The organism is Reyranella sp. (assembly GCF_044224635.1).
Lineage (GTDB): Bacteria > Pseudomonadota > Alphaproteobacteria > Reyranellales > Reyranellaceae > Reyranella.
The window spans coordinates 17,652-40,206 of record NZ_JBGAKA010000032.1 but is presented as its reverse complement, the minus strand read 5'-3'; the positions used below and the strand labels follow the sequence as shown (position 1 = coordinate 40,206).

The window sequence follows — 22,555 nt, the reverse complement described above, 5'->3', positions numbered from 1 at the left end:
CTGTGGCTCATGACCCCTCCGTCGGCGATGACGCCGACACCTCCCCAGCGAAGCTGGGGAGGAGAATATGAGTCGCAGGCTGCAGGCGACGCGAGAAGCAGTGACGGGGCGCTCTTCTCAGTCTCCTCCCCAGCTTCGCTGGGGAGGTGTCGGCGTCTTACGCTGACGGAGGGGTCATGAGTCACGTAAGAGGGCCTATGACCCCTCCGTCTCGGATTACCGAGACACCTCCCAGCGAGGCTGGGGAGGAGAATGACAAGACAAGCGCTACGCGTTCGGCTGGGCGCGGCGGGATTCTTCCTCGGCCTTGGCTTCGATCGCTTCCATATCGTCGTCGCTCAGGCCGAAATGGTGGCCGATCTCGTGGATCAGCACGTGGCGCACGATGTGCGGCAGGTCCTCGCCCGATTCGCACCAGTAGTCGAGGATCGGGCGGCGATAGAGAAAGATGCGATCGATGTCGTTGGCGACATGGCCGGCGCCACGCTCCATCATCGAAACGCCCTGATAGAGGCCGAGCAGATCGAACGAGGAGTCGAGCTCCATCTGCTTCTCGACATCGTCCGACGGGAAGTCGTCGACCTGGATGCGCACGTTGCCGACATGCCGGCGGAACTCTTCCGGAATCGTGGCCAGCGCCTCGGCGGCAATGGCCTCGAAGTCCTCAAGAGTCGGCGCCGTGCTGAAGCAGGGCGTGCGCCGCGGGTTTGTGAAGACCGGCATGACTCCCCCCATATAGGACGGAAGGCTCCGCGCCAAGAGCCCGGATTCGCAGACCTCGCCGCCAGTCTGTGCCCGATCCCACCGGCGGTGCGAAGCGCTGGCACATAACGGCCATTGACTTCGGCAGAGTCGCATGGCGGCGCATTCCCCTCTAAGCTCGCGTCCGCATGCTGCAATTCCTCATGAGACGCCTGACTGTCGCGATCCTCGTCGCGATCACGGTCATGACTCTGGCGTTCGTGCTGACACGCCTGTCCGGCGATCTGGCGATCTCCATCGCCGGCCCGAACGCCACGCAAGCCGATGTCGAGGCGGTGCGCAAGGCCTATGGCCTGGACCGGCCGCTTGTGATCCAGTTCTTCGACTGGGTCGGCCGCGCGCTGACGGGCGACCTGGGCAGCAGCTACTTCTTCAAGGCGCCGGTCTCCTCGCTGATCGCCGAGCGCATGCCGGTGACGCTGACCTTGGGTCTCACCGGCCTGGTGATCGCGCTGGTGATCTCCCTGCCGCTCGGCATCCTTGCGGCGGTGCGCGAGAACACCGCGCTCGATCGCGTCGTGCAGCTGGTCGCTCTGCTCGGCCAGGCGATGCCGTCATTCTGGCTCGGCCTGCTGCTGATGATCACGTTCGGCCTGCAGCTCGGCTGGCTGCCGATCTCGGGCACCGGCTCGTGGCAGCACTACGTCATGCCGGGCATCGTGCTCGCCTTCTCGGCGGTCCCGGCGCTGACGCGGCTCACGCGCGCCGGCATGATCCAGTCGATGGGCTCGGACTACATCCGCACGGCGCGCGCCAAGGGCCTGTCGCGCGCCTCCATCCTGCTCAAGCACGCGCTGCGCAACGCGGCCATCCCGGTCGTCGCGATCGCGGCCGTGCAGCTCGGCTTCATGCTCGGGGGCTCGATCGTGATCGAGCAGGTGTTCGCCCTGCACGGCGTCGGCTTCCTCGCCTGGGAGAGCATCGGCAAGAACGACTTCCCGGTCGTGCAGGCGGTCGTGCTGGTGCTGGCGGTGATCTATGTCGCGCTCACCATGCTGGCCGACCTGATGAACGCCGTCCTCGATCCACGCCTGCGCGGCCCCTGAGCGAGCGGGGCATACGCACATGACCAAGACTCCGTCATCCCGGCCGAAGCCGAGCGCAGCGCCTGCCCTGAGCGCAGTCGAAGGGAGGCGTAGTGGAGGGACCTCGCTTCTTGCAGCATCAGCAGCAAGATCCCCCGACTGCGCCGCCAAAGGCGCTGCAGACAGCGCCGAATTGGGCGGCGGCGCTCGGGATGACAGTATCTTTTGCCATATGCGAATACCCCGCCTGGTTGAGCGACACGTGAGCCCATCGCCATGAGCGTCGCCACAGTCACGGCCGGCCCCAGACGCGGCTGGCGCAGCCTCGCCACCTGGTTCGGCGCGGCAATCGTCGGCATCGCTGCGATCTGCGCCGTCTTTGCCCCCCTGCTGGTGCCGTACGACCCGTTCGCCCAGGATCTCGGCAAGCGCCTGCTGGTGCCGTTCTGGATGGAGGGCCATGTGCCTGGCCACCTGCTCGGCACCGACCAGCTCGGCCGCGACTATCTTTCGCGCCTGATCTGGGGCTGCCGCATCTCGATGCTGATCGGCGTCACGGTGACGATCGTGTCGGCCCTGATCGGCATCACGCTGGGCGTGCTGGGCGGCTTCGTCGGCGGGCGGGTCGACGACGCCGTGCTGTTCGCCATCACGACGCGCCTGTCGATCCCGGTGGTGCTGGTGGCTCTGGCCGTGGTCGGGCTGCTCGGCAGCTCGATGACGCTGCTGGTGCTGACCCTCGGCCTGCTGCTGTGGGACCGCTTCGCCGTCGTCGCGCGCTCGACCACCATGCAGGTGCGCCATCTCGACTTCGTCGCCGCCGCCTGGTGCGCCGGCTGCTCGCGCTTTCGCATCCTGGCGCGCGAGGTGCTGCCCAACATCGCCAGCCATCTCGTCGTCGTGGCGACGCTCGAGATCGCCCTCGCCATCCTGCTCGAGGCCGCCCTCTCCTTCCTCGGCCTGGGCGTGCCGCCGCCGCTGCCGTCGTGGGGCCTGATGATCGCCGAGGCCAAGGATTACATGTTCTTCAGCCCGTGGGTCATCGTCATCCCCGGCGTGGCCCTGTTCGTGCTCGTGCTCGGCATCAACCTGCTGGGGGACGGCCTGCGCGACATGTTCGGCACGAGATCCGATCCGTGAGCGCGCTGCTCGAGGTCGACCGGCTCGAGGTGAGCTTCGGCGGCCGCACCGCGGCGGTACGCGGCGCCTCGCTCACCGTCGAGCGCGGCGAGACCCACTGCCTGGTGGGCGAATCGGGCTGTGGCAAATCGGTGACCGCGCTCGCCGTCATGAACCTTTTGGCACGCGGCGCCCGGCGGAGCGCCGAACGGCTCGCCTTCGAAGGTCAGGACCTGCTGCGCCTTTCCGACTCGGGCATGGCGCATCTGCGCGGCAACCAGATGGCCATGATCTTCCAGGAGCCGATGACCTCGCTCAATCCGGCCTACACGGTGGGCTCGCAGATGACCGAGGTGCTGCGCCGCCATCGCCGGGCCAGCCAGCGCGCCGCCACCGACCGCGCCGCCGACCTGCTGGCACGCGTCGGCATCACCGCGCCCGGCCTCCGGCTCGGCCAGTTCCCGCATCAGCTGTCGGGCGGCCTGCGCCAGCGGGTGATGATCGCCATGGCGCTGATGTGCGAGCCGAGGCTGCTGATCGCCGATGAGCCCACGACGGCGCTCGACGTCACGGTGCAGGCCCAGATCCTGCGCCTGCTCGCCCAGCTGCAGCGCGATCTCGGCCTCGGCATGCTGCTGATCACCCACGATCTCGGCATCGTGGCGCGCGTCGCCCATCGCGTCTCGGTGATGTATGCCGGCGAGGTCGTCGAGAGCGCGGCGACGGCCGAGCTGTTCGCCAGGCCGCGCCATCCCTACACGCAGGGCCTGCTGCGCTGCGTGCCGGTGCCCGGACGCATCAGGCGCGACGAGCCGCTGGGCTCGATTCGCGGCACCGTGCCGCGCGTCATCCCGGGCTTCGAAGGCTGCGCCTTCCGCGAGCGCTGCGACTTCGCCGACGAAACCTGCCGCGGCGCGATCCCGCGCCACGCCGCCGGGCCGGCCCACGAATTCCTGTGCCGGCTGCCGGCATGAGCACGAACGCGATCGAGGTCAGCCAGGTCCGCCGGACCTTCCGCATCAAGGGCGGCCTCTTGGGCGCCGATCGCCATGTCGTGGCGGTCGACGACGTTTCCTTCACCGTGCCGGCCGGTGGCGTGCTGGGAATCGTGGGCGAGTCGGGCTGCGGCAAGTCCACCCTCGCGCGCCTGATCCTGGGCCTGCTCGAGCCGACCGCCGGTGACATCGCCGTCGAAGGCCAGCGCGTCACGGCAATGGACCGGCGCGCCCGCGCCCGCCTGATCCAGCCGGTGTTCCAGGATCCCTTCGCCTCGCTCAATCCGCTGGCCCGGGTGCGCGACATCGTCGCCATGCCGCTCGAGGCGCAGGGCGATCTCGCGCGTGCCGAGATCGCGCGCCGCGTCGACGAGATGCTGGCGCGAGTCGGCCTGTCGGGCGAGATGGGCCAGCGCCGTCCGACCGAGCTGAGCGGCGGCCAGCGCCAGAGAGTCGCCATCGCCCGTGCCCTGGTGCTGCGCCCGCGCATCGTGGTGTGCGACGAGCCGACCTCGGCGCTCGACGTCTCGGTGCAGGCGCAGATCCTCAACCTGCTGGCCGAGCTGCGCCGCGATCTCGGCCTCACCTATCTGTTCATCAGCCACAACCTCGCGGTGGTCGAGCATGTCGCGAGCGAGGTGGCCGTGATGTATCTCGGCCGCTTCGTCGAGCGTGCGCCGACCGAGACCCTGTTCCGCACGCCCGAGCATCCCTACACCAAGGCGCTGCTCGCCTCCGTGCTGACGCCCGAGCCGGGGCTCGGCGTGCCCGACGTCGGCCTGGGCGAGACCCTGCCCGACCCGGCCAATATCCCAACCGGCTGCCGCTTCCACCCGCGCTGCCCGATCGCCGAGCCGCGCTGCGGGGTCGAGATTCCGCCGCTCAAGCCACGACCGGCGGGCGGGGTGGAATGCCTGCTGGTGCCGTAGCTACTTCCACTTCGCGAAGTAGAAGCGCGGCAGCTCGTCGGGGAAGGTCTTGAACTCGAGCTGCTTGGAGAAGGCGTAGGCGTTGACGTAGGTGAACAGCGGCAGCCAGTAGGCCTTCTCGGTCATCAGCTTGACGGCGGCCGAGTAGGCCTTCTTGCGGGCGGCGGGATCGGACGTGTTGCCGCCGTCGGCGACCAGCTTCTCGAGCTCGGGATCGCGCGAGTAGTTGTCGTTGGCATCCTTGCCGTACATCACCGGGAAGATCGCCGAGACGTCGTTGATCGAGTAGCTGCCCCAGCTGCCGTGATAGAGCTGCGCCTCGCCGCGCCACGCCTTCTGGATCGCCGGCGACACCTGCATCTGGTTGATCTTGGCCCGGATGCCGACCGCCTGGAGATAGTTCTGGATCGCCGCGGTCCACGATGTCACCGCAACATAGGTCAAGAGCTCGATGTCGAAGCCGTTGGCAAAGCCTGCCTCGGCCAGCAGCGCCTTGGCCTTGGCCGGATCGTAGGGATATTTCACCGCGGCATCGGCATCGCAGCCGAACTGGCTCGGGAAGCAGGGCGCGATCGGCACACGGCTGCCGCCGGTGATCAGCTTGTCGGCCATCGTCTGACGGTCGATGGCATGCCAGATCGCCTGCCGTACCTTGAGGTTGGTCAGCGGATTGCCCGGCGCGGACCGGCCGGCCGCATCGATCGAGAGATAGCCGATGCGCATCGATTCCTGGCGGACGGCCTGCAGATGCGGCGTCTTGTTGATGGCGTCGATCTGGTCGGGATTGATGTTCCAGATCCAGTCGGTGCGCTGGGCCAGCAGCTCGGTGACCTCGGTGGCGAGGTCGGGCACGAAGCGCACGTGCAGCGTCTTGATCGCCGGCTTGCCCTTGGGCGAGCCCGCCCAGTAATCGTCGAAGCGCTCGAACACGACCTCCTTGCCCTGCTCGTTCTTGACGATCTTGTAGGGCCCGGCGCCGATCGGCTTGGCGGCGAAGCCTTCCGGCCCGACCTTCTCGCGGTAAGCCTTGGGATGGATCGGCGTCACCATGGCCAGATACTCGAGCGCGGCCGGCGTCGGCCGCTTCATCTTGATGCGCACGCTGTAGTCGCCGGTCTTCTCGGCCTTGTCGATCCAGGCGTAGTTGGAGGGCGTCGCGACCTTGCTGTCGGGGTTGGCCGCCATGTTGATGGTGTAGACCACGTCGTCGGCGGTGAGCGTGCTGCCGTCGTGGAACTTCACGCCCTGGCGGATCGTGAGATCGAGCGAGTTGTCCTCGGCGAACTTCCAGTCGGTGGCGAGCGCCGGCTTGATCTCGAAGGTCCCCGGATCGCGATGGACCAGCATGTCCCAGGCCTGATGCGCCAGGATCAGGCCGGTGCGCTGGCTGTTGAAGTACATGTCGATGTTGGGCACGGCATCGACGAACTGGATGCGCAGGGTGTCGGCGCTTTTCTGGGCGAAGGCCTGAGGCGCCACGGCGAGCGACGCGGCGGCCAGAATTGCGGTGCGGCGGATCAATTTCTTCACGGTTCCTCCTGAAGCTGGCGGAGCCTAGGCCCACGGCCGCGAATGAGGCAAGCTTCGCGCCACAGCAGGAGGACCGCCATGACCGCCAAGCTCACCGGACCAGCCCGCGCCGCCGCCCTCGCCTCGCTCAGGCAGTGGAAGGAGGTTCCCGGCCGCGACGCCATCCAGCGCAGCCTCAAGTTCGCCGACTTCAACCAGGCCTGGGGTTTCATGACCCGGGTGGCGCTGGCCGCCGAGAAGGCCGACCATCATCCCGAATGGTCGAACGTCTACAACCGGATCGAGATCGTGCTGTCGACCCACGATGCCGGCGGCCTCAGCGACAAGGACGTGGCGCTGGCGAGATTCATCGATTCGGTGGCGTAGAGGGCAGACGTGGCGCGCTCCCAGCCATGAGCCGCCTTAGGGCTTGTCACGAAATAAGTGCTTCATTTCGTGGAGTCACTGGGAGGCCGCCGTGGGACGAAGGTGTAGTTCCATTCAGGATGAAAAGCGTCGTATCTGATCTTGAGATTTGCGATCTCGCAGTCGGAGACCTTGGCTCCCTTGGGATATTGGGAGCCGTCGATGGCAGAGGCGATGTTGAGACCCGAGGTGGTCTTGGTGGCGGCGATGAGCTGGACGATGACCTTGTGAGTGAGCAAGGGCTTGCCCCTCCAGTTCTGGCTGATGAAGGCGAACATACGATGCTCGATGCGGTTCCATTTGCTGGTGCCGGGCGGGTGATGAGCGACCGAGATCGTCAGCGCGGTCTGGTCGGCGAGCTTCTGCAGCTCGACCTTCCATAGCCTGACGCGCGCACCATTGCTGCCGCCGCAATCGGCGGTGATCAGCAGGCGCGTGGCGGCGGGATAGCGCTTGCGACCCATGCACTGCCACCAGCGCCGGATGCTCTCGACGGCGAAGGCGGCGGTGTCGTGATCGACCCCGACACTGACCCAGCCTTCATTGGCGGCAATGTCGTAGACCCCATAGGGGATGGCTCTGCCCTTGCCGGGAATGACGAAGTCGTGGACGCGGACCGCCTCGGGCCGGCCCTTGCGCCGCAACTCGCGACCGTTGTTCTTGAAATCGCCGACCAGCTCTTTCTTCTTGGTGTCGACCGAGATGGCCGGCTGTTTGCCACGTCGAAAGCGCTCGATGGCATCGTTGATGTGCTGGAACTGCTCGTCGCGATCGGGATGCTGGCTGCCTTCACGGGTCTTGGCGTTGGCTTGCAGGCTGAAGCCGAGGTCGTTGAGCAGGCGGCTGACCAGGCTGCGGCTGGCGCGATATCCTTGCTCGGCGAGCGCCGCCGACAGATGCCGGTGGCTGCGGCTGACCCACAGCAGGTCGGCCTGCGGATCACCGCGCGTGGCCGACGCCACCAGGCGCAGCAAGGCTTTGCGTAAGCCAGGTTGTTCGACGCTTGCTGCTTTACGCCCACCGCCACTACGACGGATCAGGCCGTGAGGCCATTCCGCCGCTTCCCTGTCGAGGTCCTTCAGCCCTCGTCCGATCGTGCTGCGTGCGATGCCAGTAAGCTGCGACACCAAGGCGATGCCGCCCCGCCCGGCGGCGCGCGCCTCACTCGCAGCAAACAGCCGCAGTCCTCGCTCATCGAGATGGCCAGCCACGGCCTCGTAGCGCATACGAATGGCGTCAGCGTCGATCACGCCCTACAAGATATCGCATTGCTCGCCGACCTGACTTATTTTAGTTGATTCGTTAAATGCGTTGTTCAACCCGTTTCGATTCGATTATTTCGTGACAGGCCCTTACGTCAGCCCGGCCTCTTTCAAATAGCGCACGACGCCGGGATGCAGGCGGCCGGCCGGCGCCACCTCGACGGTGTTGGCCGGCGTCGTGTCGGCCAGCTGGGCTGGCGGATTGCCGGCCCTGGCCAGCTCGCCCAGCGCCTTGGCCAGCCGATGGGCAATCGCCTCGTCGAGACCGGGGCGCGCCATGACGAAGCTCCACGAGCTGACCGAGGCGATCGCGGCACTCTGGCCGGGAAAGCTGCCGGCGGGCTGCGTCACTTCCTTGAGGAAGCCATGCTTGGCCAGGATACGCCGGACGCCGTCTGCGTCCGGGGCGATGAAGCGCGCACCCGGCTCGCTGCGGGCCACGGCCATGAAGCCCGGCCAGCCGGCGCCACCACCCCACAGGGCGGCCGCCCGACCATCGAGCACCATGGCCGGTCCGTCGCCGGCGCGCTCGAGATAGATCGGCTGGAAATCCTTGGCCGCGTCGTAGCCCAGCCCGTCCATGGCATAGCGGCCGAGGATCACCAGGCCGGAACCCTGGGCGCCCCACGCCACCGGCTTGCCGAGCAGATCGGCGACAGTGCGAAAGGCTGAATCGGCCCGCACCACGAACATGCCGGCGGTGGGATACATCGCGGTGACGATCCGGAGGTCAGCCGGCGGCCGGCCGATTCCGGCGAGCGCTTCGTGCGCCACCTCGCCCTGGATCAGGGCGATGTCGAGCGCGCCCGCCTCCAGCATCGGCACATTCTCGGTGCTGCCCTTGGTGTTGATCGCCTCGATCTCGAGCGCCGGATCAATCCGCCGCACGCCCTCGATGAAGGCGGCGCCATACACCGGAAAACCGCCGCCCGGCGTCGCCGTGCCGAGGCGGATCTTCATTGCCTGGGCCGCGGCCGGCACGGCCGCGAGGGCGGCGGCAGCGGCGAGAACCTGTCTGCGCAGAGGCATGCGCCCCCCATGGTCAGGGCTTTTCGAGATAGGGCTCGACCTTGCCGGTGAGCTTGATGGTGAGCGGATTGCCCTTGCGGTCGAGCGTCTTGCCGACGGCGACGCGAATCCAGCCTTCGCTCACGCAATACTCCTCGACATTGGTCTTCTCCTGACCGTCGAACCGGATGCCGATTCCACGGGCCAGCAGCGCCTCGTCGTAATGGGGGCTCTTGGGATTGGTCGAAAGACGATCGGGGAGGGCTGTGTCGGTCATGCCCCGACTATAGCAGCCTCGGGCGGCGAGCGAGCCCACTGTCCCGTTGCCCGCAGACAGCCCGCGGATTAGGGTCTTTCCGACGTTACAGGGCAATCGGGGTAGTCATGGCTTGGGGTCGCCTAATCATCCTCGCGGGTCTCTGCATCGCCGCGCTCGTGGCGTGCGAGAGCTATCAGCGGGTCCAATCGACGGCAGCGCTGCAACGCGCCTTCTGGGGCTTGCCGGAAGCCGGGCCGCGGGCCGACGTCACCAGCCTGGTGAGCTGCCCGAATGGCTACGAATGCGACGTCTTCGCCAACGCCGCCAACTACAACGACTCCAGGCCCGACCTCAACAAGCGCCTGACGGTGGTGTGGAGCTGCCAGCCGCAGCGCTTCGTGCTGTCGGCAGTGGCGCCGCAGGGCCTCAAGGTCAGGATGGCCTGCGTCGGCCAGCAACCGCTGGTTCCGCGCACCATCCAGGTCCTCGAGGCGACCTGGGGCTCCGGCGGCGCCGGCAGGACGATCGACGTCACCCAGCAGGTGCGCGACATCTGCGGCGACAGCTCGACCCGCTGCCAGGTGCCGGCGATGGCCTACATCTTCGGCATGCCCGACAAGGAGGTGAAGTCGCTCCGTATCCGCTTCACCTGCAACGGCCAGACCACGCCGGGCCAGCAGGCGACCGAGAACAGCATCGCCGACCTGCGCTGCGAGCGTTTCGAGGACCTCTACAAGTAAAGAGGCCTACGGGCTCGGCGCGCCGGGCGGCGGGGCGATGCGCCGGCAATCGCCGGTCAGGATGCCGCCCGCCGTCCCCTCCAGCGGCGTGACCGACAACGCCCCGTCATTCCTGTTGTAGGTGAGCAGGAAGGGCGGGAAGCGGGTCCGCAGCGCCTGGTAGGTGATGCTGGTCTGGTTGCCCTCGATCAGCCGGCCGCCCTCGAGCAGATAGGCGACGTTGCGCAGGTCGTCGAACATCATGGCGAATCGATTGGTCACGCCGCGACGGGTGTCGGTGTATTTGCAGTCGAGCCAGCGGGCCTCGGCCATCGCCGGGCCGGACAGCGCGGCCACGGCGGCCGCCAGGGCGGTCATTTCCAGCCAACGCATCGCAGGCGCGCCAGCCGCCCTACCGCGGCGCCATGCGGATGGCGCCATCCAGCCGGATGACCTCGCCGTTCAGCATGCGGTTCTCGACGATCTGCATGGCGAGCTGGGCGTATTCCTTGGGATCGCCCAGGCGTGAGGGAAACGGCACCTGCGCACCCAGGCTCTTCTGCGCCTCTGCCGACAAGCCCATCATCATCGGGGTCAGGAACAGGCCGGGCGCGATGGTGCAGACGCGGATGCCGAGACCGGCCAGATCGCGGGCGATCGGCAGGGTCATGCCGACCACACCGCCCTTCGATGCCGAATAGGCCGCCTGGCCGATCTGGCCCTCGAAGGCGGCCACCGAGGCGGTGTTGATGATGACGCCGCGCTCGCCGTCGTCCATCGGCTCGGACTGGCCCATGGCGAAGGCGGCCAGCCGGATGACGTTGAAGGTGCCGATCAGGTTGACCTGGATCACCTGGCTGAACATCGCAAGGTCGTGCGGTGCCGACTTCGACACCGTACGGGCGGCGCGGCCGATACCGGCGCAATTCACCACCACCCGCGGCACGCCGAGCTTCTCGACCACTGTCTTGATCGAGGCTTCCGTACCGGGCCCTTCGGCGACGTTGGTCTTGACGAAAAGGCCGCCGATCTCGGCTGCCTTGGCGGCCCCCAGCTCGTCCTGGAGATCGAAAATCGCCACCTTGGCGCCCGCCGCCGCCAGCGCCGATGCCGTGGCACCGCCCAATCCCGATGCGCCGCCCGTGACGATGGCAGCCTGCCCTTTGACGTTCATCCGTATGGTCTCCCTGCAGACCGGCTTTTACCATGCTCGGCCCTCTTGCCAAGCCGCCCGGCGCCGACCAAGTACGAGGACATGAGCGACGCTGGCGAATTTGGCCAGAACGAGGCGATGGTGCGGCAGGGCTTCTGGCGGAAGGCACGCCAAACGTTGGGCCGCGTGCCCTTCACCGAGGATGCCGTCGCCGCTTTTTATTGCGCCACCGATTCGGCGACACCGATGCCGATCAGGGCCACCTTGCTCGGCGCCCTCGCCTATTTCGTGCTGCCGTTCGACGCTATCCCCGACCTTCTACTTGGCCTGGGCTTCACTGACGACGCCGCGGTGCTGCTGGCCGCCTTCACCGCCGCCCGGATGCACATCACCGAGGCGCATCGCGAGCGGGCGCGCACTTGGCTTTTCAGGCAGAAGGCGGCTTGATCGACACCGCCTGCTGCTCGCGCAGCCGGCGCTCCTTGGCGAGCTGGTGCTCGCGATGGGCGATGTAAAGTGCCGAGGCGATGACGATGGCGGCGCCGACATAGGTCCAGATGACGGGGATCTCGTCCCAGATCAGCCAGCCGACGAACACCGCGAAAGGCAGGCGCAGATACTCGAACGGCGCCACCGCCGACATCTCGCCGGCCTTGAAGGCCTGCACCCAGAAATACTGGCCGACCGTGGCCGACAGCGCGACGCCGACCGCCAGCACCCAGCCCCACGCGTCCGGCCAGCGCCACACCCAGAGCGCCGGCGGCAACAGCAGGATGGTCGAGAAGATCGCGAACTGGGTCAGGATCATGAGCGGAGTCTCCGAATTGGAGAGCCGCTTCACCAGCAGGATCGAGAGCGCGACCGTGGCGGCGTTGGCCAGCGCCACCAGCGCGCCCGCCTGGAGGCTGCCCTCGCCCGGCCGCACCATCACCAGCACGCCGATGAAGCCGACGATGGTGGCGCTCCAGCGCCGCCAGCGCACCTTCTCGCCGGCGATCAGGGCAGCGACGACCACCGAGAACAGCGGTTGCGAGAAGGCGATGGCGGTGGCATCGGCCAACGGCAGCATCGACACCGCATAGAAGCCCAGCACCATCGACAGCGTGCCCATGAAGGTGCGCCAGAAGTGCCCGGCGATGCGTTTGCTCTGCCACGGCTTGACCTTGCCGGCGGCGATGATGGGCAACAGGATGACGACCGAGATGACGGCGCGGAAGAACGCCGTCTGCACGCTCTCGATCTGGGTCGACAGCAGCCGGATCATGGCGCTGGTCGCGGTGAAGATGAACCCGCCCGTCACCAGCCAGAAGGCGCCCTGGACGTTCGGCGGCAGGCGTCGCAGCCAGTCGAGCATGCCTGCCGCCGCGCTAGATCTTGCACATCGGAGGGAAGTCGGCGCCGCGGTCGAAACAATCGATCAAGATCATGAGCCTGCCTGACAATCGTCCTCGCATCGGCCGACACTAACCCATCACCTCGTTCTCCTCCCCAGCTTTTGCTGGGGAGGTCGATGAAACGCTACGGCAGCGCCGACCCGGCGCCCAGCGCGCGCTGCATCAGCACCGAGTCGAGCCAGCGGCCGAACTTGAAGCCGATGTTCTTCAGCGTGCCAACCATCTCGAAGCCGCAGGAGGCATGCAGGCGGATCGACGGCGTCTGGGCCGAATCGCCGATCACCGCGACCATCTGGCGCTTGCCGGCCGCCGTGCACTGCTCGATCAGCACCGGCAGCAGCGCCTTGCCGACGCCCTGCCCGACTGCGTCCTTGTCGATGTAGATCGAATCCTCGACCGAGTATTTGTAGGCCGGTCGGGGCCGCCAGTTGCCGGCATAGGCATAACCCATGACGCGGCCGTCGCGCTCCGCCACCAGATGCGGCAGGCCGAGATCGAGCACGGCGGCGCGGCGGCGCTTCATCTCGTCGAGATCGGGCGGGTCGATCTCGAAGGACGCCGTGCCGTGCAGCACATGATGTCGATAGATCTCCATGCAGCGTGCGACATCGGCCTCGGTCGAAGCCCGCACGATCAAGCCAGTCACAGCCCTTGTTCCCCGCGTTCTTTCCTGCTCACGCGGGGCTTATAGCGCGTCAGTTGGGCTGGCGCCGTATCGATGCGGGATCGGGGCTGTCGTTCTTGAATAGCGAATCGGCGAGCTGGACGTTGGTCTGCGTGTCGTTCAGCGACACGGTGACCTGGTGGCCCCGTTCGTCGATGATGGTCCAGCCGCGCAGCACCAGGGGATTCTCGGCCAGCCGGACGATCACCTTGCCTTCCTTCGGCTTGCGGGTTTGGAACATGGTGAACTCGAGCAGGCCGTTGACCCGGTCGATCTTCTCGACGCGCAGGTCGCCTGACAGCGACAACGGGTCCTTGACCAGGAAAGATGCCGCGGTCCAGCCGATCGGCCATTGGCCGAAATCTCGCGTCGCCGGGTCCCACATCGTCACCTGGTAGCCGTCGGCGACGATCTTGAGCTGCGAGGGCGCATCGTACTCGAAGCGCATGCGGCCGGGCCGGCGGACGTAAAGGTTGCCCTGCACGACCGAACCGTTGGGATTGCTCTGCACGAAGCGAGCCTTCATCGTGCGGATCGAGTTGATGTACTTCTCCAACTCGGGAACGCCGGTCTGCGCCTGCGCCGGCAGGGAAGCGCCGAGCGCCAGGAGGATGGTGGCCAGGACAGCCGTCAAGAAGATGCGCATGGTTTCGATATGTCGAACGAATCGGGCGGTTTCAAGTTCCCCGGCTGGCCTCTTCCCAAGCAGGTAAACGCCCGTTTACCATACCAGGACTCGTCGGGAGGGATTGTGCAATGCATGTTGGAATGGCCGCCGTCTTCCAGAACACGGGCCGGGCGCTCAGCGACCACCAGATCTATCTCAACGAGCTGGCGCTGGCCGACATGGCCGAGCCGCTGGGCTTCGACTCGATCTGGTCGGTCGAGCACCACTTCACCGACTACACGATGTGCCCCGACGTGGTGCAGTTCCTGTCCTACATGGCAGGCCGCACGCGGCACGTCCGGCTGGGCTCGATGGTGGTCGTGCTGCCGTGGCACGATCCGATGCGGGTGGCCGAGCAGATCTCGATGCTCGACCATCTCTCGGGTGGCCGCATGATCCTCGGTCTCGGTCGTGGCGCGGGCAAGGTCGAGTTCGACGGCTTCCGCCTCGACATGGGCGACAGCCGCGAGCTGTTCGTCGAATACGGCGAGGCGCTGCTGCGCGGTCTCGAAACGGGCATCATGGAATACCACGGCAAGCACTACCGCCAGCCGCCCACGGCGATCCGGCCGGCGCCCTACAAGAGCTTCCGCGGCCGCAGCTATGCCGCCGCGGTCAGTCCCGAAAGCGCCCGCATCATGGCCCGCCTGGGCGTCGGCCTGCTGATCATCCCGCAGAAGCCGTGGCGAGAGGTCGAGAAGGAGCTCACCGAGTACAACCAGCTCTATCGCGAGATCAACGGCACCGACGCGCCGCAGCCGATCTCGGCCGGCTGGATCTTCGTCGACGAGAGCGCCGAGCGGGCGCGCGAGATGGCGATGCGCTACATCGGCGGCTACTACCGGACGGTGCTCGACCATTACCAGTTCGCCGGCGCGCACATGAAGAACCAGCGCGGCTACGAGTACTACGCCAAGATGAACGAGAAGCTCGCGGTCTACGGCGACCAGAAAGCGATCGAGTTCTTCGCCGACCTGCAGGTCTACGGCACGCCTGAGCAGGTCCACGAGAAGATCATGACGATCCACAAGCAGACCAACAATTCGGGATTCGTCGGCGTGTTCTCCTACGCCGGCATGCCGCACGAGGAGGCGGCGCGCAACATGCGGCTGTTCGCGAGCGCGGTGATGCCCGAGCTCAAGGCGTTCGACGCCGGCACCGCCATCGACCGCTCGCGCGCCCTGCCCGACCTGCGCTTCGCCGTGGCGGCGGAGTAGTCATTTTTCATATTCCTCCCCCGTATGACGGGGAACATGAGAGATCGGTCCGCGCCGCAACAGCTTCGCCGGAGCGGCGAGCGCAAGCAGCCCTTTGCCGACCAGGCGGAACGGACGGATGGCGTGGTAGAGCGGCCACATCGGCTGCGGCAGCGGCAACGCTGCATAGTCGCCGGCCGTGCACGCGAGCGCGAGCGTCAGCAGGGCCTTGAGGCGAGCGCCGCGCGTCTCGCACAGATCGAGGTCGGTCGCCCCTTCCCGAAGCTGCGCCTGCGCACGACCCTGCCGCAACTCCTCGATCAACGCACCGGCGAGACGCGGCACGCGGGCGCTCGCGGCAAGCGGCTCTGCCAGCGGCGCGGGCAGCGGCGTGCCCAGAAGCCGGTCGGCCAGGGTGCAGGCGAGCAGCACCGAATCGCCGCACCGGTGCCGCCGAGCGCGCTGGTGGACTTCAAGCCAGTCGAGATCGGGACACTTATCGACCAGCATGGCGACGTCGCAGATCCAGTCGAGGCTGCGCCACGCCTCCTTGGTGCCGTGACCGGCCAGCACTAGCGCGAGGTTGAGGCCGCCGATCGTCGGCACGCTCGTGCCGGCGATGGTGAAGGGCTCCAACTGCTCCCAGATCTCGTCGGGCGACAGCGGAAACGGCAGATGGATGCCGCGAAAATCCCAATGCAGGTCGACGGTCGCGTCGACATCGGGATGAGCGAAGGCGCATTGGCGCAGGTGAGCGAGAAAGGCCTGCCGGAAGGCGCGATCGCCCTGCACGCCGCGATAGCCGAGTGCTGCAAGGGTCTGCTCGGCGCTTTCGTACTGGGCGTGCGGAACGATCAGGTCGATGTCGCTGTATTCGCGGCCGGCCGCATCGCCATACAGGCGGGCCGCCAAGGTCGGCCCCTTGAAGGTCGCATAGCACACGCCGTTTGCACCGAGCGCGGCGCCCAGGCGGCGCAACTCCTGGACCAGCGACAGCACGCGCACGCAGTGCAGGCGACGAAAGGCTTCGAGCGAGGATCTGATCGCAACGGGAAGCTCGAGCCCCGACAGCAGACCGAGACTTTCGATCATCCGAGGTCGAACCCTGTGCTCGCCGGCGAGCCGGCACAGGGTTGCGACGTCCGCCCCGGCCTGCAGGGCTTGCCCCGCCCGAATCGGGTCGGGCTTGGGCCGCACCAGCAGGCAGAGTGCGTCGAACTCGGCGCTGCAGGCGCGAGCTTTCGGCGACACCATCACGCCGCTCCTGAATTCCGGGAAGACCTCCCGCTCGAGCTTAGGACTCAGGATGGCATCAAGATGCCAGCCGGCACGAACGTCCCGCTCGCGTCAGCGCGTGCCGCGCTTGTTCGACCTGGTGCCGCCGTCCGATGCACCTTGGGCCGCGACGGCCTGGGTCACGTCGCGCAAGGATCCCCACGGGACGACGATCGGCGCCCGATAAGGCTTGCGGACGATCTTGGCCTCGCTGGCAGAAGCGGATTGTTCCTGGGGCTGGGCTTCCATGATGAGATCCGTCGTTTCAATCCATCGGTGTGCGCGGCGATCGTCCGTGTTCCACAGGCCAATACTGTTCATCTTGCAGTGAGCCCGCAACAGGTTTCTGCCTGTCAGTCGACCGTCTCGATCAGGCCTGCTTCCTGCATGCTGGCCAGAAAGTCCAGCACGTCCTGGCGACAGATGTCGGCCGTGACCTCGAAGTGAGCGAGAACGTCCTGGCACAAATCGGCGACCGAGCGCGGTGTCTCGAGGCTCTGCCAGATATGGGCACCGGTATCGTTCAGGCCGAAATAGTGCGCGCGATCGAGATTGAGCAGGGCAACCTCGTCATCGAGCACGCAGAACACCTGATTGTCCGATCGCTTGATGACCGTCGACGGTCTCATGGCGCTCGCCATCGCCTGCATCTCCTCCCTTCACTGGAAAGGGGCTCCTACCGGCCCGACTGTGCGGGCGCAAGCGGCGACGCCAATAGCCAGTGATCGAGCGCGTGCACGGCGAGCAGGCGGTTGAGATCGCCGGCCGGGCAAGCCGCAACGACCGGCACCTGACGGACATCGACGAAACGGGCAAGCGGCCCACCCGGCGACAGGTCCGGCAGGCCGTGCCGGCGCAGCGGCTCGACGAACGGCGATTGCGCCAGCGGCGCCTTGCGGCGTTCGAGCACGGCGTGCGGCAGTCGATCGCGCATCGCCCGGCGCAGCAGGAGCTTGCGCCGCGCCCACGGCACGGGCGGAACCGACAGCAGGAATTCGAGCACGCGCAGATCGAGGTAGGGATGGCGCCAGACGAGCGGCGACAGCGCCGCGTCGAAATCGAACTCCTCCAGCAGGCTGGGCCAGATCGCATCGTTGAACGAGGCGATTGCCTCGGGATGCCACGGGTGACGCTCCTTCGTCTTGCCAGCTTGGCGTTCGCCGGCTTGGCGCTCCTCCAGCCTCAGCGCCTCGACGAGACCGCGATCGAGCCAGGGTGGCACGGCCGGCAATCCGGCCGCGACGGCGCGCCGGCCGATCAGGCGCGCCAGGGTCGAGCCCCAACCGTCGGCTCCCTTGGCCAGCAGGCTCGAAAGCGTCGCCGCGGCGAGGCGCGGCCAATCGCGGCGGCCGAGCAGCCAGGCGAGGTAGGCGTTGCGCTCGTAGACGAGTGCATTGTCCGGTCCTTCGCCGAAGAACCAGACGGGTGCCAAGTCTGCCTGAGCGAGGGCAGTTCGCCGGTCGAGCTCCGCCCGTGTGATCGACAGGGACGGTTCGACCGACGGAAATCCTCGCGTGCGCCAGGCCGCATCGTAGGTGAGATCGTCGGCGACGCGCAGCTTGAGCTCGATGCCGAGCTGGCGGGCGGCCAGGGAGGCGAAGTGCTTCTCCTCGTCGCGCATCGCCGTCTCGTAGTGGAAGCACTCGGCGACGACTCGCGCGGGATCGCCGCTCGCGTGGACGGTGCAGGCGGCCAACGTCGTCGAATCGAGACCGCCGCTCATCGCGATGCCGACACGCCCGTCAGGCAGCCGGTCGGCAATCGCCTGCCCCGTCACGTCGAGGAACCGCTCGACGTAACCTCGTCCATCGAGGCGGAGAGGCTCGTCGAGCTCGAGCCGCCAATAGCGCCGCACCAGCGGTTCGGAACCTGCGAAACTAAGAAGACGAGCCGGCGGCAGGCGGTTGATCCGGCTATAGACCGTGCGATCGGCGTCGCGGCTGTAGCCGACGCACAAGAAATCGGCGATCCACAGCTCGTCGAGGTCGCGGTCCGCGGCGAGACGTCGGGCAAGCCAGGCGAGCGAATCGCTCACCATCAGCCCGTGGCTGCCGGCGCGGGCATGAAACAGCGGCCGCACGCCCAGGCGATCGCGCGCACCGAGCAGGCATCGCCGTTCGTCGTCCCACAGGGCAAAGCAGAAATCGCCCGCCAGCTCGGCGATGAAGGACTCGCCCCACGCGGCGTAGGCGCGCAGGCAGAGCAGCGCATCGCTCTGGCTGCGATGGAACTCTCCGGTTCGTTGCGCAAGCCTGTCCTGCAGCGCCCGGCGCGCGTCGAGGCGGATGCGGCCGACCAGCCAGAAGCGGCCGGCGAGCTGCACGATGCCGCTGGCCTCGGGGTCGGAGTCGCGACCGGCGGCCGGGGTGCTCAGCATGACCACATGCGGCTGCCGGTCGCGAACTTGCACGACGTGATCGTTCACGCCGTCATCGCCGGCGGCGCCGGTGGCAACCGCCGTTCGGTCGCCCCCGACGACCACAGCGAACATGCTCAGGACCGGTCGCGCACGGTACTGGCCGGCTGCCGCGCGGAAACGTCCGACGACCAGGCGATCAGCGGCGTGTAGCCGGCGCTTTCCTCGCCGCCCACCAAGGTGACGCCGTCGCACATCACCCAGGCGTGGGCAGCCAGGCCGCGCTCGTTGCGGGCGACGCCGATGGTGAGCTGGCAATCGTGGCCATCGCGCGCCAGAAGGCGCTGCGCGGCGAGCGCGGAGACAAGACACGTGGTGCCCGGCAGCCCACGCGACGCGGTCCGCACCGCCCAGGCGATGCGCTCGGCCGGACGGGCGTACGGCCGTGTGCGGCAGACCCGGCGGCGCAGGCGATCGACCGGCACGATGCGAAGCGCGAGACGAACGCCGACGAGCGTCGTCAGGGCGCGCAGCAGCAGGCGGCGATCGCAGCGGGGCAGGGCGAGAAAGGCCGCGAGCGGCGTCATCATCGGATCGCTCGCCGGATTTCGTCGGCGACGCCGGCGAGCAGGTCGTAGTCGCGGCGATAGACGAGCTCGTAGACCGGCAGGAGGCCGGCGGTGCGCTCGGCAAAGCGCAGCTGCCGCGCCAGCCGCTCCGGCGCGGCATTGCGAATATCCATGGCCGACCCGATCAGCAGCCTGATCGCCTCGGCACCGGTCACGCGGCGCGCCGTGGGGCGAACCGCCGATCGCTCGTCGGCGGCGGCCAGCAGGAACAGGGCAACCAGGCGGCGCGGCTCCGGCGCCGCCGGCGTCGCACGCGGCTCGATCAGCACCTTCCCGCTCAGCGCCGAAAAATGTCCCTGTACGGCCGCGCCCGGCAGCAACCGGCGCGCCGGCTCGTCGAACAGCTTCAGGCGATGAGGTCCCGGATAAGCGAGCGCGTGATCGCCGGTGAAGGCGATCCGCAGCATGTCGTCGGTCACCAGATCGGCGCCGTCAGCCACCAGATAGGCCGCCAGGGTCGACTTGCCGGCGCCGCTGGCGCCGAGCAGGGCGATCGCCTGTCCCGACAGCTCGACGACGGTAGCATGGAGCGGCTCCTCGCCGCGCAGGGTCAGCGACGTACCCAGCGCGAAATTGAGCAGCGACGCTTCGAACGACCTGACGTCGACATCGCCGCGCCGGGCGCACAGGACCCGCCGCCCATCGGCCGAGATCACCGTCTCGAACACCTCGTCGTCGCTGATGTAGACGCTGCCGTCGGCCAGCATGGCATGGCGCAGCCAGTCCACCTCGCCCTTCGGCCGCGCCGGCCGCCGGCTGGCGAAGAAGGCATCGTCGGCCTGCTCGAGGAACACCGGATCGCGGCAGGCACCGGGCAGCGCGGCGCCGAGCGTGGCCAGGCAAAAGCCGCTCTCGATGCAATCGCCATACACGGCATAGCGGTGGACACGTCGCACGGGATCCCCTTGGCCGGGCAGACTACAGCCTGTCGCCAAGTCGCGCATCGATGATGAGGGCTGGTGGAGGCGCTCATCTCATTCTCCTCCCCAGCTTTGCTGGGGAGGTGTCGCGTCATACGCGACGGAGGGGTCAGAGGCCTCCTCACGTGACTCATGACCCCTCCGTCCGCGACTACGCGGACACCTCCCCAGCGAAGCTGGGGAGGAAAGTGTGGCTGGCACGCCGTCTGCTTGGAGCAGGCCGCGTCGGATTCCACGTTGCCATGGTCCGGCCGACACGGCAGAGACCATCCTCGCGGAGGCAGGCAGCGAAGGAGAGAGCCCATGAGTTCCCCATCGGCGACGGGCGCCCGGCCGAACGGCGCGCCAGTGCGGCCCGATTTCGAACGTGTCGCACTGCTGCTGCAGGGCGGCGGCGCGCTCGGCTCCTACCAAGCCGGTGTCTACCAGGCATTGGCCGAGGCCGGGTTGCATCCCGACTGGGTGGCCGGCATCTCGATCGGCGCCATCAACTCGGCGCTGATCGCCGGCAACCCGCCGGAGCGGCGGGTCGAGCGCCTGCGTACCTTCTGGGAAACCGTCACGGAACCGCCATTGGGCCTTCACCCGCTACGCGGATACAAGATCACCGACGATTTCGTGCACATGATGATCAACCAGTGGCGCTCGGTCGGCACGCTGATGTGGGGCGCCCCGAACTTCTTCACGCCGCGCGTGCCGCCGCCGGTCTTCACGCCGCTCGGTACGCCGGACGTGCTGTCCTTCTACGATGTCGCGCCGGTCAAGGCGCTGCTCGAGAAGCTGGTCGACTTCGATCGCATCAACGGCAAGGACACGCGCTTCAGCGTCGGCGCGACCAACGTCAAGACCGGCAACTTCATCTATTTCGACAACACCACCCACAAGATCGGGGTACAGCACGTGATCGCCAGCGGTTCGCTGCCGCCAGGCTTCCCCGCCACCGAGATCGACGGCGAGTACTACTGGGATGGCGGCGTCGTCTCCAACACGCCCCTGCAATGGGTGCTCGACGCGCGGCCGCGCCTGGACACGCTCGCCTTCCAGGTCGACCTGTGGAGCGCGCGCGGCGCGTTGCCGCGCGACATGATCGAGGTCGATGTCCGCATGAAGGACATCCGATACTCGAGCCGCACCCGTGCCGGCACCGACCAGTTCCGCCGCATGCAAGCGGTCCGGCGCGCCGCCGCCAAGATCCTGGCCGACATGCCGAGCGAGGTGCGGCAGTCGCCGGAAGCCGAGCTTCTGGCGCAGGAGGCCGACACCAAGGTGTACAACATCATTCATACGATCTACCGCGCGCAGAGCTACGAGGGATCGTCGAAGGACTACGAATTCTCGCGTCGCACGATGAGCGAGCATTGGGAGTCCGGCTACAACGACATGCAGCTCACGCTGCGTCATCCCGAGGTGCTGCAGCGACCGGAAAGTCCCGACGGAGTGTTCACGTTCGATCTGGCCGTACAGGGCCGTGAATCCAAAGAGGCGAAGAAATGAAGCTAGCTGACGTCCGCGCCAAGGCATTCGCCATGCCGCTCAACAACCCCGCCTATCCGCGGGGTCCATACAAATTCTACAACCGCGAATTCGTCGTCATCACCTACCGCACCGACCCGGAGGCGCTGCGCGCCGTCGTGCCCGAGCCCCTCGAGGTGATCGGCGACACGGTGAACTACGAGTTCATTCGCATGCCCGATTCGACCGGCTTCGGCGACTACACAGAGACCGGCCAGGTGATCCCGGTGCGCTTCACCGCCAAGGACGGCACAGTGCAGGAAGGCGGCTACGTGCACGCCATGTATCTCGACGACAACTCGCCGATCGCCGGCGGCCGCGAGATCTGGGGCTTCCCCAAGAAGCTTGCCACGCCGAGGATCGTCCACGAAAGCGAAACCCTGGTGTGCACCCTGCATTACGGATCGGTGCTCTGCGTCTCGGCCACCATGGGCTACAAGCACCACGAGCTCGAGCACGCGCCGCTGCTCAAGAGCCTCGCCAAGCCCAACTTCATGATCAAGATCATCCCGCACGTCGATTGCACGCCGCGCATCTGCGAGCTGGTGCGCTACTACGTCGAGGACGTGACGCTGAAGGGCGCCTGGACCGGTCCGGCGGCGCTGCAGCTGTTCGAGCACGCGATGTGCGACGTCTGCCGCCTGCCGGTGCGCGAGGTGGTGTCGGCCAGCCATTTCGTCACCGACCTGACCCTGGGTCTCGGCGAGGTGGTGTTCGACTACCTTGCCAAGCCTTGATCCTGTCGATTCTCCCGCTCTCAATTCGCTCGGAAGGAA

General features: G+C 67.3%; 26 protein-coding genes. 10 read left to right on the top strand and 16 right to left on the bottom strand.

Going from position 1 to position 22,555, the window contains the following annotated elements; translation table 11 throughout:
• Positions 1-267 precede the first annotated feature (267 nt).
• Positions 268-723 carry a metallopeptidase family protein gene (locus ACILR9_RS24610; RefSeq protein WP_395712612.1) on the bottom strand — a complete coding sequence of 152 codons (456 nt, stop codon included), beginning with the start codon at positions 721-723 and terminating at the stop codon, positions 268-270.
• A gap of 167 nt (positions 724-890) precedes the next feature.
• On the opposite strand from ACILR9_RS24610, the gene ACILR9_RS24605 reads away from it, so the two are divergent.
• From ACILR9_RS24605 to ACILR9_RS24590, 4 genes are all read left to right on the top strand, one after another.
• Positions 891-1,808 (top strand): ABC transporter permease, encoded by a 918-nt coding sequence (locus ACILR9_RS24605; RefSeq protein WP_395712611.1) that lies wholly within the window; start codon positions 891-893, stop codon positions 1,806-1,808.
• 255 nt (positions 1,809-2,063) lie between these two features.
• On the top strand, positions 2,064-2,927 hold the full coding sequence (locus ACILR9_RS24600) for an ABC transporter permease (protein WP_395712610.1): 864 nt from the start codon (positions 2,064-2,066) through the stop codon (positions 2,925-2,927).
• The gene (locus tag ACILR9_RS24595; RefSeq protein ID WP_395712609.1) at positions 2,924-3,880 is read left to right on the top strand and encodes an ABC transporter ATP-binding protein; all 957 of its coding nucleotides are present in this window, start codon (positions 2,924-2,926) and stop codon (positions 3,878-3,880) included. The genes ACILR9_RS24600 and ACILR9_RS24595 overlap by 4 nt, the downstream gene beginning before the upstream one ends.
• On the top strand, positions 3,877-4,830 hold the full coding sequence (locus tag ACILR9_RS24590) for an ABC transporter ATP-binding protein (protein WP_395712608.1): 954 nt from the start codon (positions 3,877-3,879) through the stop codon (positions 4,828-4,830). Before ACILR9_RS24595 ends, ACILR9_RS24590 begins: the two co-directional genes overlap by 4 nt.
• Here the strand turns inward: ACILR9_RS24590 and ACILR9_RS24585 are convergent, their stop codons facing one another.
• Complete coding sequence (locus tag ACILR9_RS24585; RefSeq protein WP_395712607.1) at positions 4,831-6,360, bottom strand: ABC transporter substrate-binding protein; 1,530 nt, start codon at positions 6,358-6,360, stop codon at positions 4,831-4,833.
• A 42-nt stretch (positions 6,361-6,402) separates the two neighbouring features.
• Here ACILR9_RS24585 and ACILR9_RS24580 point away from each other — a divergent pair, with 42 nt between their 5' ends.
• Positions 6,403-6,726 (top strand): 4a-hydroxytetrahydrobiopterin dehydratase, encoded by a 324-nt coding sequence (locus ACILR9_RS24580; RefSeq protein ID WP_395712606.1) that lies wholly within the window; start codon positions 6,403-6,405, stop codon positions 6,724-6,726.
• Positions 6,727-6,788: 62 nt separating this feature from the next.
• On the opposite strand, the gene ACILR9_RS24575 is transcribed toward ACILR9_RS24580, so the two are convergent.
• The 3 genes from ACILR9_RS24575 to ACILR9_RS24565 form a co-directional block, all read right to left on the bottom strand.
• Positions 6,789-7,991, bottom strand: coding sequence for an ISAzo13 family transposase (locus tag ACILR9_RS24575; RefSeq protein ID WP_395712654.1), 1,203 nt, complete (start codon positions 7,989-7,991; stop codon positions 6,789-6,791).
• Positions 7,992-8,117: 126 nt separating this feature from the next.
• Complete coding sequence (locus ACILR9_RS24570; RefSeq protein ID WP_395712605.1) at positions 8,118-9,056, bottom strand: TAXI family TRAP transporter solute-binding subunit; 939 nt, start codon at positions 9,054-9,056, stop codon at positions 8,118-8,120.
• A gap of 13 nt (positions 9,057-9,069) precedes the next feature.
• Positions 9,070-9,312, bottom strand: coding sequence for a DUF3297 family protein (locus tag ACILR9_RS24565; protein WP_395712604.1), 243 nt, complete (start codon positions 9,310-9,312; stop codon positions 9,070-9,072).
• 107 nt (positions 9,313-9,419) lie between these two features.
• Between ACILR9_RS24565 and ACILR9_RS24560 the strand changes: the two genes are divergently transcribed.
• Complete coding sequence (locus ACILR9_RS24560; protein WP_395712603.1) at positions 9,420-10,034, top strand: hypothetical protein; 615 nt, start codon at positions 9,420-9,422, stop codon at positions 10,032-10,034.
• A gap of 6 nt (positions 10,035-10,040) precedes the next feature.
• Here ACILR9_RS24560 and ACILR9_RS24555 read toward each other — a convergent pair whose 3' ends face one another.
• Together ACILR9_RS24555 and ACILR9_RS24550 are read right to left on the bottom strand one after the other, a co-directional pair.
• The gene (locus tag ACILR9_RS24555; protein WP_395712602.1) at positions 10,041-10,406 is read right to left on the bottom strand and encodes a hypothetical protein; all 366 of its coding nucleotides are present in this window, start codon (positions 10,404-10,406) and stop codon (positions 10,041-10,043) included.
• 19 nt (positions 10,407-10,425) lie between these two features.
• On the bottom strand, positions 10,426-11,187 hold the full coding sequence (locus ACILR9_RS24550) for an SDR family NAD(P)-dependent oxidoreductase (RefSeq protein ID WP_395712601.1): 762 nt from the start codon (positions 11,185-11,187) through the stop codon (positions 10,426-10,428).
• A gap of 81 nt (positions 11,188-11,268) precedes the next feature.
• Between ACILR9_RS24550 and ACILR9_RS24545 the strand changes: the two genes are divergently transcribed.
• Complete coding sequence (locus ACILR9_RS24545) at positions 11,269-11,613, top strand: YkvA family protein (protein ID WP_395712600.1); 345 nt, start codon at positions 11,269-11,271, stop codon at positions 11,611-11,613.
• Here the strand turns inward: ACILR9_RS24545 and ACILR9_RS24540 are convergent.
• The 3 genes from ACILR9_RS24540 to ACILR9_RS24530 all read right to left on the bottom strand — a co-directional run bounded on the left by ACILR9_RS24540 (position 11,594) and on the right by ACILR9_RS24530 (position 13,870).
• Positions 11,594-12,520: a DMT family transporter gene (locus ACILR9_RS24540; protein WP_395712599.1), complete on the bottom strand. Its 927-nt coding sequence runs from the start codon at positions 12,518-12,520 to the stop codon at positions 11,594-11,596. The two genes, ACILR9_RS24545 and ACILR9_RS24540, sit on opposite strands and share 20 nt — an antisense overlap.
• Before the next feature lie 164 nt (positions 12,521-12,684).
• Positions 12,685-13,206: a GNAT family N-acetyltransferase gene (locus tag ACILR9_RS24535; RefSeq protein ID WP_395712598.1), complete on the bottom strand. Its 522-nt coding sequence runs from the start codon at positions 13,204-13,206 to the stop codon at positions 12,685-12,687.
• Positions 13,207-13,255: 49 nt separating this feature from the next.
• On the bottom strand, positions 13,256-13,870 hold the full coding sequence (locus ACILR9_RS24530) for an outer membrane lipoprotein carrier protein LolA (RefSeq protein ID WP_395712597.1): 615 nt from the start codon (positions 13,868-13,870) through the stop codon (positions 13,256-13,258).
• A gap of 122 nt (positions 13,871-13,992) precedes the next feature.
• Between ACILR9_RS24530 and ACILR9_RS24525 the strand changes: the two genes are divergently transcribed.
• The gene (locus ACILR9_RS24525) at positions 13,993-15,108 is read left to right on the top strand and encodes an LLM class flavin-dependent oxidoreductase (RefSeq protein WP_395712596.1); all 1,116 of its coding nucleotides are present in this window, start codon (positions 13,993-13,995) and stop codon (positions 15,106-15,108) included.
• On the opposite strand, the gene ACILR9_RS24520 is transcribed toward ACILR9_RS24525, so the two are convergent.
• The 6 genes from ACILR9_RS24520 to ACILR9_RS24495 form a co-directional block, all read right to left on the bottom strand.
• The gene (locus tag ACILR9_RS24520; RefSeq protein ID WP_395712595.1) at positions 15,109-16,341 is read right to left on the bottom strand and encodes a nucleotidyltransferase family protein; all 1,233 of its coding nucleotides are present in this window, start codon (positions 16,339-16,341) and stop codon (positions 15,109-15,111) included.
• A 93-nt stretch (positions 16,342-16,434) separates the two neighbouring features.
• Entirely contained in the window at positions 16,435-16,611 is a 177-nt protein-coding gene (locus tag ACILR9_RS24515; RefSeq protein ID WP_395712594.1) for a hypothetical protein, read from the bottom strand.
• Between the two features lie 104 nt (positions 16,612-16,715).
• The gene (locus tag ACILR9_RS24510) at positions 16,716-16,991 is read right to left on the bottom strand and encodes a PqqD family protein (protein WP_395712593.1); all 276 of its coding nucleotides are present in this window, start codon (positions 16,989-16,991) and stop codon (positions 16,716-16,718) included.
• A gap of 47 nt (positions 16,992-17,038) precedes the next feature.
• Positions 17,039-18,853, bottom strand: a complete 1,815-nt coding sequence (locus ACILR9_RS24505; RefSeq protein ID WP_395712592.1) for an asparagine synthase-related protein — start codon at positions 18,851-18,853, stop codon at positions 17,039-17,041.
• A gap of 2 nt (positions 18,854-18,855) precedes the next feature.
• On the bottom strand, positions 18,856-19,308 hold the full coding sequence (locus ACILR9_RS24500) for a lasso peptide biosynthesis B2 protein (protein WP_395712591.1): 453 nt from the start codon (positions 19,306-19,308) through the stop codon (positions 18,856-18,858).
• Positions 19,305-20,243 carry a hypothetical protein gene (locus ACILR9_RS24495; RefSeq protein ID WP_395712590.1) on the bottom strand — a complete coding sequence of 313 codons (939 nt, stop codon included), beginning with the start codon at positions 20,241-20,243 and terminating at the stop codon, positions 19,305-19,307. The genes ACILR9_RS24500 and ACILR9_RS24495 overlap by 4 nt, the downstream gene beginning before the upstream one ends.
• 327 nt (positions 20,244-20,570) lie before the next feature.
• On the opposite strand from ACILR9_RS24495, the gene ACILR9_RS24490 reads away from it, so the two are divergent.
• Both ACILR9_RS24490 and ACILR9_RS24485 read left to right on the top strand, forming a co-directional pair.
• Complete coding sequence (locus tag ACILR9_RS24490; RefSeq protein WP_395712589.1) at positions 20,571-21,761, top strand: patatin-like phospholipase family protein; 1,191 nt, start codon at positions 20,571-20,573, stop codon at positions 21,759-21,761.
• On the top strand, positions 21,758-22,516 hold the full coding sequence (locus ACILR9_RS24485) for an acetoacetate decarboxylase (protein ID WP_395712588.1): 759 nt from the start codon (positions 21,758-21,760) through the stop codon (positions 22,514-22,516). The genes ACILR9_RS24490 and ACILR9_RS24485 overlap by 4 nt, the downstream gene beginning before the upstream one ends.
• Positions 22,517-22,555: the final 39 nt, after the last annotated feature.